Annotated in this window: 15 protein-coding genes; 7 read left to right on the top strand and 8 right to left on the bottom strand. The window is 32.2% G+C overall.

From position 1 onward, the window contains the following. Positions 1-293 precede the first annotated feature (293 nt). The 5 genes from DMZ43_RS14240 to DMZ43_RS14220 all read right to left on the bottom strand — a co-directional run bounded on the left by DMZ43_RS14240 (position 294) and on the right by DMZ43_RS14220 (position 8,546). On the bottom strand, positions 294-2,258 hold the full coding sequence (locus tag DMZ43_RS14240) for a putative porin (protein WP_131508997.1): 1,965 nt from the start codon (positions 2,256-2,258) through the stop codon (positions 294-296). 114 nt (positions 2,259-2,372) lie between these two features. Then, positions 2,373-3,224, bottom strand: coding sequence for a hypothetical protein (locus DMZ43_RS14235; protein ID WP_131508996.1), 852 nt, complete (start codon positions 3,222-3,224; stop codon positions 2,373-2,375). A 22-nt stretch (positions 3,225-3,246) separates the two neighbouring features. Then, complete coding sequence (locus DMZ43_RS14230; protein WP_131508995.1) at positions 3,247-4,062, bottom strand: hypothetical protein; 816 nt, start codon at positions 4,060-4,062, stop codon at positions 3,247-3,249. Positions 4,063-4,079: 17 nt separating this feature from the next. Then, complete coding sequence (locus tag DMZ43_RS14225) at positions 4,080-5,498, bottom strand: RagB/SusD family nutrient uptake outer membrane protein (RefSeq protein ID WP_131508994.1); 1,419 nt, start codon at positions 5,496-5,498, stop codon at positions 4,080-4,082. 12 nt (positions 5,499-5,510) lie between these two features. Next, complete coding sequence (locus tag DMZ43_RS14220; RefSeq protein WP_129761004.1) at positions 5,511-8,546, bottom strand: TonB-dependent receptor; 3,036 nt, start codon at positions 8,544-8,546, stop codon at positions 5,511-5,513. A gap of 198 nt (positions 8,547-8,744) precedes the next feature. Between DMZ43_RS14220 and DMZ43_RS14215 the strand changes: the two genes are divergently transcribed. The 5 genes from DMZ43_RS14215 (at position 8,745) to DMZ43_RS14195 (ending at position 14,345) form a co-directional block, all read left to right on the top strand. Continuing rightward, complete coding sequence (locus tag DMZ43_RS14215; protein WP_187347870.1) at positions 8,745-9,347, top strand: ribonuclease HII; 603 nt, start codon at positions 8,745-8,747, stop codon at positions 9,345-9,347. Positions 9,348-9,374: 27 nt separating this feature from the next. Then, positions 9,375-11,813: a DUF3352 domain-containing protein gene (locus DMZ43_RS14210; RefSeq protein WP_131508992.1), complete on the top strand. Its 2,439-nt coding sequence runs from the start codon at positions 9,375-9,377 to the stop codon at positions 11,811-11,813. Positions 11,814-12,071: 258 nt separating this feature from the next. After that, positions 12,072-13,121 carry a nucleoid-associated protein gene (locus DMZ43_RS14205; protein ID WP_131508991.1) on the top strand — a complete coding sequence of 350 codons (1,050 nt, stop codon included), beginning with the start codon at positions 12,072-12,074 and terminating at the stop codon, positions 13,119-13,121. 91 nt (positions 13,122-13,212) lie between these two features. Then, entirely contained in the window at positions 13,213-13,740 is a 528-nt protein-coding gene (locus DMZ43_RS14200) for an OmpA family protein (RefSeq protein WP_131508990.1), read from the top strand. 254 nt (positions 13,741-13,994) lie between these two features. Next, the gene (locus DMZ43_RS14195; RefSeq protein WP_131508989.1) at positions 13,995-14,345 is read left to right on the top strand and encodes a hypothetical protein; all 351 of its coding nucleotides are present in this window, start codon (positions 13,995-13,997) and stop codon (positions 14,343-14,345) included. On the opposite strand, the gene lipB is transcribed toward DMZ43_RS14195, so the two are convergent. The 3 genes from lipB to DMZ43_RS14180 form a co-directional block, all read right to left on the bottom strand. Further along, positions 14,342-15,052 carry a lipoyl(octanoyl) transferase LipB gene (gene lipB, locus DMZ43_RS14190; protein WP_131508988.1) on the bottom strand — a complete coding sequence of 237 codons (711 nt, stop codon included), beginning with the start codon at positions 15,050-15,052 and terminating at the stop codon, positions 14,342-14,344. The genes DMZ43_RS14195 and lipB overlap by 4 nt on opposite strands. A gap of 4 nt (positions 15,053-15,056) precedes the next feature. Next, entirely contained in the window at positions 15,057-15,812 is a 756-nt protein-coding gene (locus DMZ43_RS14185; RefSeq protein ID WP_131508987.1) for a hypothetical protein, read from the bottom strand. Between the two features lie 65 nt (positions 15,813-15,877). Further along, complete coding sequence (locus DMZ43_RS14180) at positions 15,878-16,036, bottom strand: YqaE/Pmp3 family membrane protein (protein ID WP_129761015.1); 159 nt, start codon at positions 16,034-16,036, stop codon at positions 15,878-15,880. 275 nt (positions 16,037-16,311) lie between these two features. On the opposite strand from DMZ43_RS14180, the gene DMZ43_RS14175 reads away from it, so the two are divergent. Next, the gene (locus tag DMZ43_RS14175) at positions 16,312-17,370 is read left to right on the top strand and encodes a helix-turn-helix transcriptional regulator (RefSeq protein WP_131508986.1); all 1,059 of its coding nucleotides are present in this window, start codon (positions 16,312-16,314) and stop codon (positions 17,368-17,370) included. Between the two features lie 107 nt (positions 17,371-17,477). Continuing rightward, positions 17,478-17,909, top strand: coding sequence for a DUF1573 domain-containing protein (locus DMZ43_RS14170; RefSeq protein ID WP_131508985.1), 432 nt, complete (start codon positions 17,478-17,480; stop codon positions 17,907-17,909). Positions 17,910-18,006: the final 97 nt, after the last annotated feature.

Raw genomic sequence — 18,006 nt, 5'->3', positions numbered from 1 at the left:
TGTGAACTTTTTGCCTCAACGTTCCCGTTTTTAGCGGCTGCAAATATACAACCTATTTTTTCTTTATCGCAAACTTTTTTTTACTTTTTTTTAATGTTTTTCTCGAAAAATTTCGCCCACTCTATAAACCAATACTTTACATGTAATATTCTTATCATTTATACTTCCTGGAAAACTACATTAAACTAAAATACACACTTTAAACACATATATACATAAACTTAAAACACACAAAATAACTCTACACTATTAATCTCTATTATCTTTATGTATAGTATAGGTGTAATAAAAGTTTATAGAAAGAAGTTCCATACAATACCAAATCTTACTGTGAAGTCTCGGTATGGATAGTTGGGAGCCGAGTAATAATTATAACCTGTCCAAGCTGAGTTAAAATGTTCTGCTTTTAAATAGATTCTTGTTTGACGAACTTTTGCATTGATAAAAAAGTCTAGCCTTGGAAAGTTTCCTATTTTAGTATTGTTTTGAACGTAAAATTCAGCAAGTATTGGATCGTAAGCATTCATATTATATTCGGAGAAATAATTAAATATGACTCCTGTTTGTAAATAGAGTGCTTTTTTAAAGAAGTGATTAGAATAGTATAATGTATTCCTAGTTATTATTTTTGGTACATTTAATATGTTTTCTCCATTTAGTACTTCTTGATACATGATGGTGTTGTCTAATGCAAATTTCCCATACTTAATTTCTTTATTAAGTTTTAATCTAAAATAATTAATTGAGGAATTAGCTTGATATGGTTTTACAAACGTAGTGTCAGTTTCTTTTTGAAAATAGGTGTAATTATCAATTATAGTATAATCAAAAGAAAGGTTTGCAATTTTTTTAGACTGTAATTGAAAAGCTATTTGTTGTGTATTAATATTTTTAAATAAGCTAGTGTTATCCCAATTATAGTTTAAATAGTCGCTTTGGTATAATTGAAAGTTATAATTTGGTGCTCTAGAACTTGAATTGAATGTTGCTAAAGCTTTAGTATTGTCATTAATTTTATAGGAGGCTTTAGCTTTAAAAAAGTTTCCCTCAAAATCTCCAGAAACGTTAACCCCTAGTTCTCCTTCTATACTAAACTTGTTGAAAGATTTATTATATGCTCCTCCTACAGATAAAACATCTCCTTTTATTCTATTAGTGATACTATTGTCATCTAAAAACACAACTGTATCATATCCATAGTTAAAATTATTGTAATCGAGATTTAATCTTAAATGACCAATATCTTTATTATGATAACTTGCATAAAACCTATTGTAGAAATCTTCTAAAGTTACTTTGTCATTAATACTACTGCTTAAAAAAGCGTCACCAAAATAATCGTTTTGTGTAGTTTGCGTAAATTGATAGTATTTATCTTCAAAAGAAATATTGTTACCGATTATTAGGGTATTATTTGCTATTGAGTCTTGAGCTTTGGTGATTTGGTATTGGTGCTCTAGATGAAACCTCTTACCTTCTAGTATGCTTTCAGCATTTTCAAAATTTGGGTCAAATACAGAACGGTCTAAAAACTCTTCATCTCCAGTTTCAAAATTTACTAAGTCTTCATCTTGCAAACCTCCATTTTCTTGGTTCATTAAATCTTGCATGACAATGTGAGCTCTAACCTTGTATCTTCTATTTTTTGTAGTGTAATTGGTAGTAAACCTAAAATTACCAGTACTTGTTAATATGTGCTGGTATTTTCCTAACGAACGAAGTCCTTTGTATGCAATAGAAAAATTTAGTTGTTCAGAAGTATTAACAGTAAAGAAGGCGTCTAATAGTTGACCTTGTTCAAAAGCAGATTTATAAAGAAGTTCTGTAAAGGGGGTTGGAACGTGATAATAATTAATATCTTCAATTTCCATATAATTAAAATGTCTTGCTCTTGCTCCAAAAAGAGGCATTGTTCTCTCGGAGTAAAAATTAGAACTTAATGTATTATATGTCTGTCCAAGATTAGAAAAGTTTAGTAGTTCAAAATTATCCTTTCTTAAATAGTTAAACTTATACTCCTTTTTTATTGTTAAAGTAGTATCAACAATAGTGGTATCGTTTTCAAAAGATATTATTTTATATAAGTCAATTGTAGCATCTTGGTTCTTTATATTTTTATTTGAAGTACTCTTATTTGAACTTCGCATTGTATCATTGACAACTTGATTTCTCTTTAATGCAGCTTTATCAACAGAAATTTCTTGAGCTAATCCTTTTAAACTAAAAAAAAATAATACAATACAAAGAAGGTTTTTCATATGCTTTTGATATACTTGATGCAAAAGTAAATATTTAAAACGAGAATTATAGGTGAATATTATGTATAAAAAAACCCACTTTAAAAGTGGGTTTTTTTAAAATATGATTTGTATTTACTGCTTAATAAGCTTGATTACAGCTTCATAATTAGTAGCACAACCAGAATCTGGTTCAAAATCTAAAATATTTACAGTTACTTCAGAATCGTCTTCAGAATCATATGTTCCTGGTGTAGAACCTGTAGATTGACCAATACTACCATTACCACAACCTAATGTACCATTACCTGGTTGAATAGTTCCAGAAACAAATACATTACCACATATTAAGTCTAATGTCATGAAATAAGGAGAATCGAAAGATCCTGGAGCGTATACATAATTAAATGTACGCGTGTTAGCATCTGCAGTTATGTCAACAATTTGATTACCTCCAAAAGCAGAACCGATACCAAAAGGAGCCGTTCCTGATATTTGTTGCATCATGTAAGAACCAGTTAAGAAATCAGAATCTACTGGACATGATCTAAAAATTGACAAATTGAATTGACTTCTAGCTAAAACACTAGTTTCCTCAACACTGTCTAAATTAAGCTTTAATGAGCTACCTGCTAAAGTAGTTCCTGCATAAATACCTGTTACAGTAAAAGTTCCTACTACAGAACCTGCTGGAATTACTAGGTTACTAAGATTAATGCTATAGTCTACACCACTTTGAGCTGTTGATGAAGGATCTACAGAAACTACATATGATCTATCTGTTGCTTGAGCTTCAGATATACCTACTGTAACTGTGTATACTGCAGGTGCCTCTTCTTCAACTAAAAGTGTTCCACTATTTCCTGGCACAAAATATGCTACAGGAGTTCTATTATCTAAATAGCTTGTATCATCATCTGTACTATCACAAGATACAAACCCAATAAATGTTAATAGAACTAAACTTATTTTTAATATTTTCTTCATAATAATAGTGTTAAATTAAATGTTATTGAGGAGTATAAACTGAAACTCCATTTTCTCCATAACCTGTACAATACCAAGATAATGTAATCACACCTGTTCCTGAATCAACAGAATTAGTTCCACCATCTAATGGAATAATATCACCCCATGGATCTGTTTGACCTTCCCAACTTATATTTCCACAGAAATCTGTAAAAACTAATGTGTTATCTGCCGCATCTGTTCCATATGCACCAGCATAAGGACCTTCGCTATACAATCCACCAGAGAAATCAGATACAGAATAAACACCAGCATCAACTTCAGTAATATCAGCATCTATTGTACTTGGATTATAATCTGGTAAAAAGTCATGATAACCGTAAGTAGTAGTTACAGAATAAGAACCTGATAAATCAGACTCACATTGCTTAAAGATATCTAAGCTATAAGAATTACTAAAACCTGCTACTTCAGCATTTTCAGAATCTAAGTTTAATATTAAACGTGTTCCGTCAGGATCTGCACCATCGTAAAGACCTTCTATAACTAATGAACCAGAGTACTCACCAGCAGCAATAGTAATTGAGTTAGTCATTAAATTAAAATCAACACCTTCTTGTGCAGTTGATTCTGCATCAACAGACACAGAGAAAGATCGTGCAGCATCACTCAAATTAGTTGCAACTAATACAACTTCTTTAGTCGCTCCAGCAGTTGGAACTAATAATGAAGAAGTAGTTGCTCCATCAAAATATACAACACTGTTACCAGTATATTGGTGTACGTTATCATCTTCATCACATGATACTAATACCATTGACAAAAGAATGACTGATAAATAAAATATTTTTTTCATTGCTTTGATTTTTATAATTAGTATCCTGGGTTTTGCTCCATGTTAGGATTTACATCAATTTCACTTTTTGGAATAGGTAATTGAAATCTGTGATCAGAAGCAGTAAGTGTTAAGAATAATGGAGGTGTTCCTGTTCCATCAAAAAACTCACCAGCATTAGTTCTGTTGATAGGTAAACCTTGTCTCTTAACGTCAAAGAAACGGTGACCTTCAAAAGCTAACTCAAGTCTTCTTTCTAACTGAATAGCATCTTTAAGTGCTTGTCCAGTTTCTCCACCACTAACAAAACCAGCATATCTGTTAGATCTTACTAAATCTAATGCAGCCAAAGCAGCACCATCTTGTCCTGTCATTGACGCTAAAGCTTCTGCTTTGTTTAATTGAACTTCAGCAGCTCTAATTACCTTAGAGTCTACTACACCTGAACCAGTGTTAACAGAGCTAGATAAATACTTTGCTACGTGGTTGTAAATTCCAGTAGAACCAAATGGACTAGTATCAATATAAGCAAATCTACGGATGTCAGATGGCTGATATAAGTTGTTTAATCCAAATTCAACAACGTACTCAGAATAAATTCCGTCAGTTAATGTTTGACTGTATGGTACTCCTGTTGATACATTAGTATCAGCATCGAAGTTTTTTAATTCAAAAAGCACACCGTCATCACTTGAATCATCCCAAATACTTGGAAAGTTTGCAGTTGTACTAACACTTGCAGTAACTTGATTAGCTGCAGTTACAACATCTGGCATATTTCCTGCATATAAATGAACTCTAGATAATAATCCATATACAGCATTTCTGTTAAATCTTTCAATACCATTTTCAGAGCTAATTTGACTAGCTGCTGTTTGTAAATCAGTTATGATATTATCATAAACTTCGCTAACTGTATTTCTAGCCGGTGTTTGACGAATATCAGAACTAGTTAAGTAAGGCATACCTAAAGCACTCCCTGCATCAGCAGATTGTGTTGGTATTTTACCAAACAAATTACATAAGTTAAAATGAGATAATGCTCTACCAGCTAAAGCCTGTGCTCTAATATTATCTTTTTGACTTCCTTCTTCAAGTCTGTCAATATTTTCTAAAATAAAGTTAGCTTGTTGAATCACTCTGTATGCTTGAGCCATAAAAGCTCCTTGTGTAGCATTTGCATTATATCTCCACTCGTATGTTACTCTTTGAGTTTGTCTCCCATCTGGGTTATAAATCAAATTGTCTGTTAATACGTCTGGAAAAGACATAAAGTTAGCTCCATAATAGTTTGCTGACTCCATTTGAGTATACATACCATTAATGGCGTTCTCAAAATCAGCTGGTGTTACAAGAGCAACCTCTGCACCTGTAGAACCATAAGGATTCAAATCTAATCTTTCATCGCAAGAGAAAAAGATTAAACTTAATGTTAACAAATAAATATATTTTTTCATATCAAATATTTTTTAAAATTTTAAATCGATTCCTAAAGATAGGTTTCTTGTTGTAGGGTAACTGTAAAGTGAGAACTCCCCAGGAATTACATTAGTTCCTTGTGTTTCACCTGAACCAATACCAACTTCTGGATCACCTTTATAGTGAGGTGCATATGTCCATAAGTTAGTTCCAGAAACATAAATTCTTAAAGCATCGATTGACATTTTTTCTGTGAACTTACTAGGAAGATTATATCCTAACTGTAAACTTCTTAATCTAATGTAATCACCTTTTTGTAAAAATCTATCAGATGTTTGATTAGTGTCATTATTTGGTCTAGGAAGTACGTTAGTGTCACCAGGAGTTGTCCAATAGTTAAATGCATCTACTCTTTGGTTTGAATTAGCATTATCACCATCACTTAACATGTTCATTTCCATCAAGTTATAAATATAGTTACCTTGCTTGAAATAAAAGTTAGCTGATAAATCCCATCCTTTATAATCTAATGTTGTGCTAATGCTTCCGTCTAATTCTGCAAATGGAGACTTACCAGACAATGCTACTTCATTACCTGCAGCTTCATTAGTAATATTACCATCAGTATCATAATATAAAGCATCACCATTTGCTGGATTCACTCCTGCATATCTAGGAATGTAGAATGTGTTAACTTCTTCTCCAACTCTAAGAATTGTGTAATAGTTAGAAGTAGTAAATAAATCCTCACCTGTGTTAGTTAACTTAGTAACTTCATTATCATAAAGGTTTAAGTTACCAGATACTGTCCATCTAAAGTCTTGGTTACGGATAATATCAGCTGATAATTCAAATTCCCAACCTTTATTAACCATTTCACCAAGGTTACCTGTAACTGCATATCCACCAGTTGTAAACGGTAATTGCTCGTTAAGTAATAATTCAGAAGTCGTTCTGTTATAATAATCGATTAAACCTCTTACTCTGTTTTTAAATAAACCAAACTCAACACCTACACCGTAGTTAAAGTTCTCCTCCCAACTTAAGTTAGGATCACCAATGTTAAAAGGAACGATACCATTAAGTCCATTGTTATAAGCTACAGGACCATAAGTGGTAATTGAAGCATAACGTCCAATTTGGTCGTTACCAGAAGTACCAGCTGATGCTCTTAACTTTAAGTTGCTTATTATATCGTTATTTGCTAAAAACTCTTCGTTTGAGATATTCCAAGCAACACTACCACTGAAGAATGTACCGTATTTTGTATTCTTACCAAATCGAGATGAACCATCTCGTCTAATAGTACCTGTAACGATATATCTATCATCGTAGTTATAATCAACGTTTCCTGCAACAGAGAATATTGAGTACTCTGAACGTGCTCCAGCTACTGCAAAAGGAGTTGCTGCTGCATCTAAAACAGATGGTCCTCCTACAGTGAACCCTTGTCCATTAGCAGAATAAGATCTGAAGTTATTAGCAATATATTCAGTTAATGCAGTAACTTCTAAATTGTGTACTTCATTAAATGTATTGTTATACGTTAACTTGTTTAACCAAGTATATGTGAAGTCAAAGCTTCCATTATCAGTTTTACTACCTGTAGGAACTCCTCCGTTAACAATTAAATCTAAAACAGATCCTGGTTGTAAGTAGTTTTCTCTTCTATATTGTTCGTAAACACCTGAACCTTGAGTTCTAAATGTTAAGTTATCATGTAATCTTAAATCTAAGAATAAGTTACCAATCACACGATTGTAGAATCTTGAAGATATATTTTGAGTAAGCTCAGCAAGAACAGGATAACCTGCAGAAGTTGCGTTAAACTGTGGCTGACCGTTAGCATCTAAAATTAAATTACCTGCATCATCCTGTACATATACAGTTTCATAAGGATTGTAATCATAAATAGCTCTAAATGGGTTTTGAACGTTATTTCTATCTCTTGGATCTGTAGTCTCAATAGATGAGAAAGATAAACTTGTTCCAATTGTTGCCCACTCTTTAGCATCATAGTCAACGTTTAAACGACCAGAAAGTCTGTTGTAAGCGTCTAAAGTTTCAATAATACCAGTATCTTCATCATATCCTAATGAGAAGAAATATCTAGTTTTATCTTCTCCACCTTGTGCAGAAAAACTAATAGATTGTACAACACCATCTTGTAATAAATCATCTTCCCAGTTGTGCCCTAAAGCAACTAAACGATTATACTCTGCATCAGAACTAATAGAAGAACCTTCACCTACGTTTAAACCGTAAGCTCCTAATTCTCTTTCATACTGAAGTTTTTGAGCTGCATTCATCATTTCAAAATTGTCTTTAAGTCTTCTGTTAAATCCAATTCTTGAGTTAATTCTAAAAACAGCATCTTTGTCTTTACCACCTCTTTTAGTTGTGATAAGTACAACACCATTACCACCACGAGCACCATAAATAGATGTAGAAGCAGCATCTTTAAGAACACTGATACTTTCAATCTCGTTAGGGTTAATAGCATTTACATCTTCTTCGTTAATCTGAGCACCATCCACAATATATAATGGTTGGTTACCAGCGTTAATTGATCCAATACCACGAACACGTATAAATGCCGTTTGACCAGGCTTACCGTTCTGAGCTGTTACTTGAACACCAGATGCCTGACCCTGAAGCATATTATCAATACTTACAGAAGGTGCAATTCTTTCAAGGTCTTCAGAAGTTACGTTTGATACTGCTGAAGTTAATTGATCTCTAGATTTCGTATTGAAACCTACAACAACAACTTCTTGTAATACCGCAACATCTTCTTCCATTGATAAATTAATAGTATTACTTGCTCCTACTTTTAATTCGGTAGTTTTCATACTTACAAAAGAAAAGACTAAAGTTTCTCCAACATTAGCTTGAATAGAATAATTTCCATCAAAATCTGTTTGAACTCCTCTAGTAGTTCCTTTTACAATTACATTTACACCAGGCAATGGTAAACCATCTGCTGCTGATGTAACTGTTCCAGTGATAGTCTTCTCTTGTGCAAAAGAAAACTGCATCACAAACGCCATAAATAGCGTCATTAACCATGTTAACTTTAATTTCATAAAACAATTATTTGAGTTAGTCTAGCGCAAACATCTTAATAATATATTAAATATCCAAGTGTTTCTCATAAAAAAATGTTAACAAAACCACCATGAAACTTAATGTTTTAGCAATTTTAACATTTACATTAAGTTTTTAGCATTTTTAATTTTTATTTGATTTCTTTCTAATGTTTTATTTTTAACAAAAATTTACTTTTGAGTCTTATACACACCTTTTCAAAACATACTCTTGAATGTGGAACTGACGAAGCAGGCAGAGGCTGTCTAGCTGGCCCTGTTACAGCTGCTGCTGTCATACTTCCTAAATCATTTAAAAACTCATTACTTAACGATTCTAAACAGCTATCTCACAAAAATCGTTTTAAACTTAAGTCTATTATAGAACAAGAAGCTCTTGCTTTATGCTATACTCATGTTTGGCAAGATGAGATTGATAAAATCAATATATTAAATGCGTCTATTTTAGCAATGCACAAATCTATTGAAGGCCTAAGCATTGAACCAGAATTTATAATTGTTGATGGTAACAAGTTTAAACCTTATAATAGTATTCCGCACGAAACAATTATAAAAGGAGATAGTAAATACCTTAGCATTGCTGCTGCATCCATAATCGCTAAAACCGAACGGGACTTGTACATGGAGCAAATACATGAAGATTTCCCTGAATACAATTGGGCTCAAAACAAGGGCTATCCTACGAAAGAACACAGAAAAGCCATTGAAAATTATGGTATAACAAAACATCATAGAACTTCGTTTAGATTATTACCCGAACAATTAAAATTAGACTTATAACTTTTTATATTTGCAAAAACCCTCTTAATGAAACACCTATTTGCATTTTTTATGTTTGCTGTATTATTTTCAAGTTGTGACAACAACAGTAATAAAGCAAAGAAACTTGTTGATCTTATTCCAAGCAATGCTACTCTTGTTATAAAATCAAAAAACATTGAAGGTTTAAAAAGCGGACTAAAAAGCAATACGTTAATTGATAAGCTCTCAAGTTATTCTGAATTCAAAAATTTAGAGCAAAACTTCAAACCGCTGGATTATTTCAATCCAAACAGCGATGTTTTAATTTGCCTTAATAAAGATGCTAACGATAGTTTAGAATTTTCTGTTATTAGCAGATTTCATAAAGATATTTTTAAAACCGACTCTATTCCGAATATAATTTCAGAAACGGTTTCTTCAAAAACTAAATCTATAACTAAGTCTACTATTAACAATAAGATTATTTACAGCGCAATTGTTGATAGTATTTTTATTGCATCCAACAGGCTTAAGATTTTAGAGTCCTCTATTGAGAACAACAATACTGTTGATGACGAGTTTAGAAAAATTTACTCAACAACCGACAACTCTAAAACCTTTTCAATAATTTCAAAATCTAAAGGTCAAAACTACTTCCCAAAAGCTTTTGTTTCTGATTCTTTAAACAATTTACAGTTTAGCAATTATTTAATGCTGGATGTTGATGTGTTGCAAGACGATATTTTTAGCAACGGAATTACAAAAGCAACCGACTCATCACAAAGCTTAATAAACAGTTTTAAAGGTACATTTCCGCAAGAAAATTTGATTAGTAAAATTAGTCCAAAAGATACTGATGCATTTGTAAGTTACACGTTTAATGACATTAAAATTTTTAAAGAAAATTTAGATAAGTTCTACCCTAAAGATTCTACTGAAATTGAAACCGAAATTTTTGACAATATTATAGAGGTTGGCACACTATATTCTAACAATAAAACAGCAGTGTTTTTCAACTCATTAGACCCAACAACAACTGCTTCTAATTTAGACACATCCAACCCTATTGAAACCTATAGAGACATTGATGTTTACGAGTTTAAATCACCTGAATTAATCAGCAATTATTTCTCGCCTTTAATCACCAATTCTTCGGCTTCAAATTTTGTGAAAATTGAGGACTTTTTTGTATTTTCAAATGACATTGATTTTTTAAAAGAAATCATTTCAAATTATCAAAATAACACTACGCTTTTTGAACAAGATCATTACAGTCGTATTATGCAAAATTTAAGTGACGAAGCTTCTATTTTAATTTACGGAAATGCTTCAAGACTTAACACTGTTTTAAACACCAATTTTTCAGAAGAAAAAACCCTTGACTTATCAGGTTATCAATCGTCTGCAATTCAATATATTTATGACACCGATTTTGCGCATGTAAACGCTATTATTAAAAAGCACAAAGCAAAGCGTATTTCCAATAGTATTTCTGAAGAAACCACGATTACTTTAGAAGATGATTTACTTACCAATCCGCAACTAGTTACCAACCATACCAACAATCAAAAAGACATTGTTGTACAAGATGTAAAAAACAATCTTTACCTCATTTCTAACGATGGTAAAATTTATTGGAAAAAGCAGCTTGAAGGAAAAATACTTGGTACTATTGAGCAAATTGATAGCTATAAAAACGGTAGACTTCAACTGGTATTTGCTACTTCAAACAGAGTTTATGTTTTAGATAGAAATGGTAAAGACGTTTCTGGTTTTCCGTTGAAGTTTAATGACCAAATAACGCAACCGCTTTCAGTATTTGACTATGATAAAAAGAAAAACTACCGTTTGCTGGTTACACAAGGCAAATCGCTTTTAATGTATGATAAAGACGGAAAAATAGTTAAAGGCTTTACGTATAAAAAAGCACCAAGCACTATCAATACACAACCGCAACATTTTAGAATTGGAAACAAAGATTATATTGTGTTTTCACAAGGTAAAAAACTCGAAATCCTAGACAGAACAGGAAAAACAAGAGTTAAAGCAAGTACTGATATCGATTTTTCAAACAACAATATTTACCTATACAACAACAAGTTTACCACTACAACAAACAATGGTGTTTTAATACAAATTGACCAAAACGGTAAATTTAGTAGTGCTAATCTTAACTTAAAGGAAAACCATAAGCTTACCACAACCAGTAAGACCTTAGTTACTTTGTCTGAAAATAAACTAGACATAAAATCTAAAACGGTTGAGCTAGATTATGGCGAATACACTGAACCACAAATTTTCTACATTTACGATAAGATTTATGTCACCACTACCGATCTTCAATCCAAGAAAATTTACTTGTTTGACAGTCAAGCAAAGTCCATAGCCAATTTCCCTATTTATGGTAATTCAGCTATTGTATTGGATAATATTGATAAAGACCGAAATCTTGAAGTGGTAACCAAAGGCGACACCAACAGCATTATTTTGTATCAAATCAATTAATTAGCGTCATTTTCTTTGTATATAAAAATCAATTTTGTACTTTTAAAAACGCTATTAATCAATCAATTACAATACAATTTTTTCAAACACCTTTTATTAACTATACAGCGGACAATCCTCATGTAGGTGATGGTTTGTTATGAGATTATAGCAACCAAATCTCAAGTCCCTGAGTCTTCATTGCGCCAAAGGAAACTTTGGCGCTTTTTGTTTAAAATAACTCTAATTTTAGTACTATTGTATCCTTAAAAAAATACTATGATAAAGCGCAACAAAGCATCTATTTCAAAATGCATCTTACATAAAGTCGGTAATAAGTTCAACAGCACAAAAAACGCGTTTTCTGAGCAACTTATAGATTTTGACGAAGTTAGCTACGACCTTATTGTACCTTATCTTTTAAGACCTTTTACTAGCATAGCCGAAACCTACAGGTTCAATCATCATTCTAATATTGAGCTTAACGAAATCAACACCTACTCGTCTCAATTACTTAACGATGATAGCAACTTTATTGAAGTGTCAAAACACATTGTTACACATTTGTTTGAGCAAAGTAATTCTGCGCAAATAAAAACAGGAGATGTTATTGTGTGCATGCTTCATGATATACAGTATGAAGACTATGTGTGTGACGCTGTTGGTATTTTTAAAATTGAAAACAAAGCGCATTTTTTTCAAACCTATTTAGAAAACAATAGCTACGATATTATTGTACAAAAAGGCATTGCCACCAAAAAAGTTGATAAAGGCTGCATAATACTTAATACCGCTGATACCGAAGGTAAAATTGTGCTAAGTGTGGACAACAACAACTACGACACACAATACTGGATTAAAAGCTTTTTAAACGTTAAATATCCTGACGACTCTAACCAGCACACTAAAAACTATATCGAAATGTGCCGAGAGTTCTCTAAAGATGTAATGCAACCACAGTTCGGAGGTCAAGAGCAAAGTAACTTTTTAGCTAAAACGGTTGATTTTTTTAAGGAAAACGAAATTATAAACGTTGAAACCTTTAAAGAAGACGTCTTTGATGACGAAGATAGAATACAGCTTTTTGAAGACTACAAGAAAACCTATGAAAGCGACCATAACCTATTGCTGAGAAACCAGTTTGATGTCTCTGAGGTCGTACTTAAAAAGCAAAAACAAAAAATAAAAACCGAAATAAAGCTAGACACCAACATACAAATAAAACTAGATGTTGATGCTCCTGATGCTTCTGCCGAATATTTAGAAAGAGGCTATGATGAAGCTAAAAAAATGCACTATTACAAAGTGTTTTTTAACGAAGAAGGCTAAGCTTGACTTTATAAAAATTTTCAATTAACTTCGTCTAACAGTCGATGTAGTTTATTAAAACAATCCATATCTTTATGAAGTTGTAAGTAATATGAGAAACGCATTGTACTTGATAATTTCACTTCTATTCCTCGCTTCTTGCAGAGGAACAAAATACAATTGTGCGGAATTAAAATCAATAGAAAAAATACCAACCGAAACTCTTATTAAAACTGCTGACTCAATTTCTGAATTACGGAATCTTGTGTGGAAAGAAAAAGAGGAAATGGAAAAGAAAGGAATTATGATAGATTTTAGTTTTGAAAATCCAGTGTTTTTTGAACAAAACTGTAACTCGAAATCTGAATTAAAAGAAACTTATCATATTATAGGTTCAATGATAAAACACGAAAAAATAAAAGTCCGAATAATTGGAAATTCAGATTCTGTTGAGATTGAAAACAAGCCGAATTTATCACTCGAACGTGCTGAATTTATAAAAGCTATATTTATAAAAAATGGAATTGAAAAAAATCGGATAGAAATACTCGATGCAAAGTACGACAGACCTTTTGGGCCAAAAATGGAAAGTGGAAATAAAGAAAATAGACGAGTAGATTTTGAAATTATTGCTCAATAAAATACTGCTCACAACAACGTGTATAATTCATTGCTTCTACTCGCCTACACTTCTAAAAACACCTTTTTATTGTCTTCTTCATTAAAAATAAACAAGTACCCTTTTTAACTTCTATTTCAACCCTAAAAACCACTATTTCCCTGAAAATATTAGTGTTATATTAACAAAAAACAATAGCGTTTTTTAGTATATTCGTATTTCAATTTGCATATTTTAAGAAATCAATAAATAACACTAATTCAATACTTTACATTATGAAATCAATTCTTATTTTAGTTTTAGCACTTTTTTCGTTTAGTATTCAAGCTCAAGACACTGTTAAAGAAGGAGACGTTTTACGTATTGGTAAGGCTAGTGGCGAAAACTACTTACATGTAGATTTTCCACGTTTAAACACTTTAGTAAAAAGAGGTAGTGTAGCGTCTTACAAAAATGTAGTTGGTGAATTGGCAGTAGTGGAATCTGTAACTAAAAACAAAGACAACACTGTAAAAATCACTTTGAAATTAAAAAGCGGAAAGAAGTTTTTTAACTACTTAAACTCAGTTTCTGCCGATTATGATAAAGCTATAGCTTCAGGCGAGCTTAAGCAAGCCGCATATTAAACTGTAACCGTATTTAGTTCTGCCTCAAATAGAGTTGAAAAATGTTTTAATAATTTTTCCTTTACTTGAGGCATACTTATACGCTCTACGCCCAACTCTACATTAAGCGACGTTACAGCCTTTCCTCTTATACCACATGGTATAATGTTATCAAAATAGCCTAAATCGGCATTGACGTTAAGTGCAAAACCATGCATAGTTACCCAACGACTCGCTCTTACTCCCATTGCGCAAATTTTTCTTGCAAATGGCGTACCTACACCCAACCAAACACCTGTTTCACCAGGACTACGCTCTGCTTTTAAACCGTATTCGGCAAGCGTAAGAATAATCATTTCTTCTAGTAACCTCAGGTATTTATGAATATCGGTAAAAAAGTTATCTAAATCCAAAATAGGATAGCCAACAATTTGACCTGGTCCATGATAGGTAATATCTCCTCCTCTGTTTATTTTATAAAACGTAGCTCCTTTGTCTTTTAGCTGCTCCTCGTTTAAAAGAAGGTTAGACATATCACCACTTTTCCCTAAGGTGTACACATGAGGATGCTCTACAAACAAAAAATAATTGCTTGTAGGCTCGTTAGTAGCTTCTCTTCTATTGCGAATCTTTAGGTCTAAAATGCTTTTAAAAAGCTCTTCTTGGTAATCCCAAGTGTCTTTGTAGTCTTTTAAACCTAAGTCTTGTATGTCTATTGTTTTGTTCAAAAAATTAGTCTTCTAAAATTACTTCAACATCTAAAAGTGCAGGGTTTTTTAACGACTCCATAAAGTTAACTTCTAGAGTAAAACTTTTACGGTCTTCACTAAACAAGGCTGCTTCGTTTGATACTGATTTTATAGGTTTAGGGAAATGATAATTCAATGTATAGTTTGAAGTTGCAAACATCATTTCCATTGAGCTTAAACTATCCATAGCTTGTTGGTGTAGTTCTGTATCAATAATTTTAGCAGAACGCTTAAAAACACCTTTATTGAAAGTATATTTAATATCTGTAGCACTATTGCTTCCTAAGCTAGAAAACGGATTTGAAGCATCGGCAGGTTTCATTCCACCTTCACCTTGCATATTGCCAACACTGTTCATAGCTTGAAACATATCTTGCAGCTCACCAGCATCTTTAAAATCGGTTAGTAAATCAAACTTCATAACGCTAGTTTCAGTATCCATAAGCATGTGCATTTTAAAGTTCTCTAGAGCCTTAAGCTTATCTTGGTCTTCTTGCGGAAGCTTAGAAATACTATCTCTTTTTTCGTCTAAAAAGTCTTTAAACACAATGGTAGAATCCATTCGTTCAGTACCATCTTCTTTCATTTTTTCACCAGCCATTTGCATTAACTCTGAAGCATCCATGGAAAACTCCATTTTACCGCTTCCGTCTTCATTAATGTAAATGTTTTCAGAAAATTGACAACTTGTAAGGCAAACCATTGCCAGAGATACCACTAGTAGGAAAATTCTATTCATTGTATTGAATTTAGATTATGATTAGTGGTACAAAGATACGGTTTATTCTGCTTTAGAAAAAAGGCTTATCGATCAGGATTATTTAAGATAACTAAAGCTGCTATAACTCCAGGAACCCAACCACAAAGCCATAATAAAAACACGATAATTATTGAGCCACAACCTTTGTCTAAAACTGCCAAAGGTGGACAGATTATGGATAAAATTACTCTCCAAATACTCATTGATGATTAGTTTTAATGATTGATGTACTTATTTGACGTGCTATTTCAGCATTTGTTACAAATCAGTTATCCTTCATTCTTAATTTTAATAAAATATAAAGAAGTGTCAGTTCGAGTAATTTTTAGTTTATAAAAATTGTATCGAGAACTATTTATTAGTACAAATTCTAATTCTCGATACAAATTTTACAATTTATTATTGCAAAATTCACTCGAATTGACAAATTTGCCCTTAAGCGCAATAAGGTTTAATTTTTTTATAGTAGATTCGTGACATGAGGTTTAAAGCACTTTTTGTAGCCTTCGTTTTGATGTCGTTTTATGGTAAAGCGCAGCATTTATTTTCTGGTCAAATTGATAAAGCTCATTGGCACGAAAATGTGTACTTATCTGTTATTGAAGACTACAGAAAAATTTCAGGTGTATATCCTGAACAAATTATAGCTAAGGTTACAGCAGATTCTTTAGGTTATTTTCAGTTTACAGGAAATCAGCTAGAAAACGAACATCGCATTTACAGAATTCATGTTGACAATTGCATTGAAAACGAGCAAGACGCCAACCATTTTAGCGGACATTGCGATGATAGCAAAGAAATTGTATTTATCGCTAAACACAACGACACCATTAATTTTCCGTTTTCTTTTAATAAACAAATGTTTTGCGATGTAAAATCTGACAACGAACAAGCTAATGCGTTTATAAAAATTGACTCGCTTAAAGAAGACATGCGTTTTGCTTTTGGTGAATTTAGAAGTGAAGCCAACCGTAAACTGAACAACAAAAAGTGGTTTAAAACACTACAGGATTATGGCAAACAACTTAACGAGCCAATTGCTGAGCTTTACATTTATGCATTCCTCTCAGAAAGAAGTAATAGTGTACATAGTTACTATCTTGAAGATTTAAAAAACAACAACTACTACGACGATTTATTGACTCGTTTAGAAGCGCGTTATCCAAACTCGCCTTATACCAAACAATATAGGAGCGAGTTAACTTCAGATGAATACATACTATCCAACACCAGCGAAAATTCTAACTTTAATTGGACCTATTTGCTCTATCTTTTATTAGCGATTTCTATCCTTGGGAACTTATGGTTTTGGTTAAAACTGAAAGCCAGTAAAAGTCAATTCAATAAAACAACTAAAGAACAACTTACCAATCAAGAGCAAAAAATATTAGACTTATTGCTTAACGATAACACTAATAAAGAGATTGCTGAAAGCCTTTTTGTGAGTTTAAGTACAGTAAAAACACATATAAACAACATTTACCGAAAGCTAAACGTACAATCTAGAGACGAAGCTAAATCGCTATTTAACAAATAGTTAATGAAATTCAAACCAGGTACTAGTACTCATTTCAAACCCTAAAAATGTTCTTTTTTTAATTGTAATGTTGATGTTTGCGAAAGTATTAATCAAAAACAAACATTATGAATTATTCAACATTACAAAACAAGAACAACAGTTTAATTTTAAAATTATCATTAGTTGTTTGCTTACTTATCTCAGGATTCGGTTTTGCACAAGAGACAGCAAAAGCTGGTCAACTTACTTTTGAAACAGAAGAAATCGACTACGGAACAATTGCACAACATGCTGATGGAGAACGCACGTTTAAGTTTACCAATACAGGTGAAGCTCCAATAGTAATTTCAAATGTAAAAACCTCTTGTGGTTGCACAGTTCCTGAGTATTCAAGAACTCCTATTTTACCTGGTGAAACAAGTGAAATTACGGTAAAATACGCTACTAACAGACTAGGAGTATTCAAAAAAACAATTACAGTAATGTCTAACGCAAATCAACCTACTAAAGTCCTTAAAATTAAAGGTGAAGTTCTAAAGAGTGATACTGAAGGATAATTATTAAAAACCGTTTGACACTTTTTAGAGTCAAAATGTTAAATCAACCTAAAAAGTTGCGTGCTAGTTGTGTTAAAAAATGTAATTTTGCATTTCA

Source organism: Meridianimaribacter sp. CL38 (assembly GCF_004328055.1).
GTDB lineage: Bacteria > Bacteroidota > Bacteroidia > Flavobacteriales > Flavobacteriaceae > Gaetbulibacter_B > Gaetbulibacter_B jejuensis.
The sequence above is the reverse complement of the archived record's forward strand: the minus strand, read 5'-3'. Positions and strand labels throughout refer to the sequence as shown.

Excerpts from the sequence above, each read along its gene's own strand:
- DMZ43_RS14205 (WP_131508991.1), top strand. The coding sequence starts at position 12,072 with ATGATAAAGCGCAACAAAGCATCTATTTCAAAATGCATCTTACATAAA.
- DMZ43_RS14180 (WP_129761015.1), bottom strand. The coding sequence starts at position 16,036 with ATGAGTATTTGGAGAGTAATTTTATCCATAATCTGTCCACCTTTGGCA.
- DMZ43_RS14235 (WP_131508996.1), bottom strand. The coding sequence starts at position 3,224 with ATGAAGAAAATATTAAAAATAAGTTTAGTTCTATTAACATTTATTGGG.
- DMZ43_RS14170 (WP_131508985.1), top strand. The coding sequence starts at position 17,478 with ATGAATTATTCAACATTACAAAACAAGAACAACAGTTTAATTTTAAAA.
- DMZ43_RS14195 (WP_131508989.1), top strand. The coding sequence starts at position 13,995 with ATGAAATCAATTCTTATTTTAGTTTTAGCACTTTTTTCGTTTAGTATT.
- DMZ43_RS14185 (WP_131508987.1), bottom strand. The coding sequence starts at position 15,812 with ATGAATAGAATTTTCCTACTAGTGGTATCTCTGGCAATGGTTTGCCTT.
- DMZ43_RS14220 (WP_129761004.1), bottom strand. The coding sequence starts at position 8,546 with ATGAAATTAAAGTTAACATGGTTAATGACGCTATTTATGGCGTTTGTG.
- DMZ43_RS14175 (WP_131508986.1), top strand. The coding sequence starts at position 16,312 with ATGAGGTTTAAAGCACTTTTTGTAGCCTTCGTTTTGATGTCGTTTTAT.
- DMZ43_RS14200 (WP_131508990.1), top strand. The coding sequence starts at position 13,213 with ATGAGAAACGCATTGTACTTGATAATTTCACTTCTATTCCTCGCTTCT.
- DMZ43_RS14210 (WP_131508992.1), top strand. The coding sequence starts at position 9,375 with ATGAAACACCTATTTGCATTTTTTATGTTTGCTGTATTATTTTCAAGT.
- DMZ43_RS14225 (WP_131508994.1), bottom strand. The coding sequence starts at position 5,498 with ATGAAAAAATATATTTATTTGTTAACATTAAGTTTAATCTTTTTCTCT.
- DMZ43_RS14240 (WP_131508997.1), bottom strand. The coding sequence starts at position 2,258 with ATGAAAAACCTTCTTTGTATTGTATTATTTTTTTTTAGTTTAAAAGGA.
- DMZ43_RS14230 (WP_131508995.1), bottom strand. The coding sequence starts at position 4,062 with ATGAAAAAAATATTTTATTTATCAGTCATTCTTTTGTCAATGGTATTA.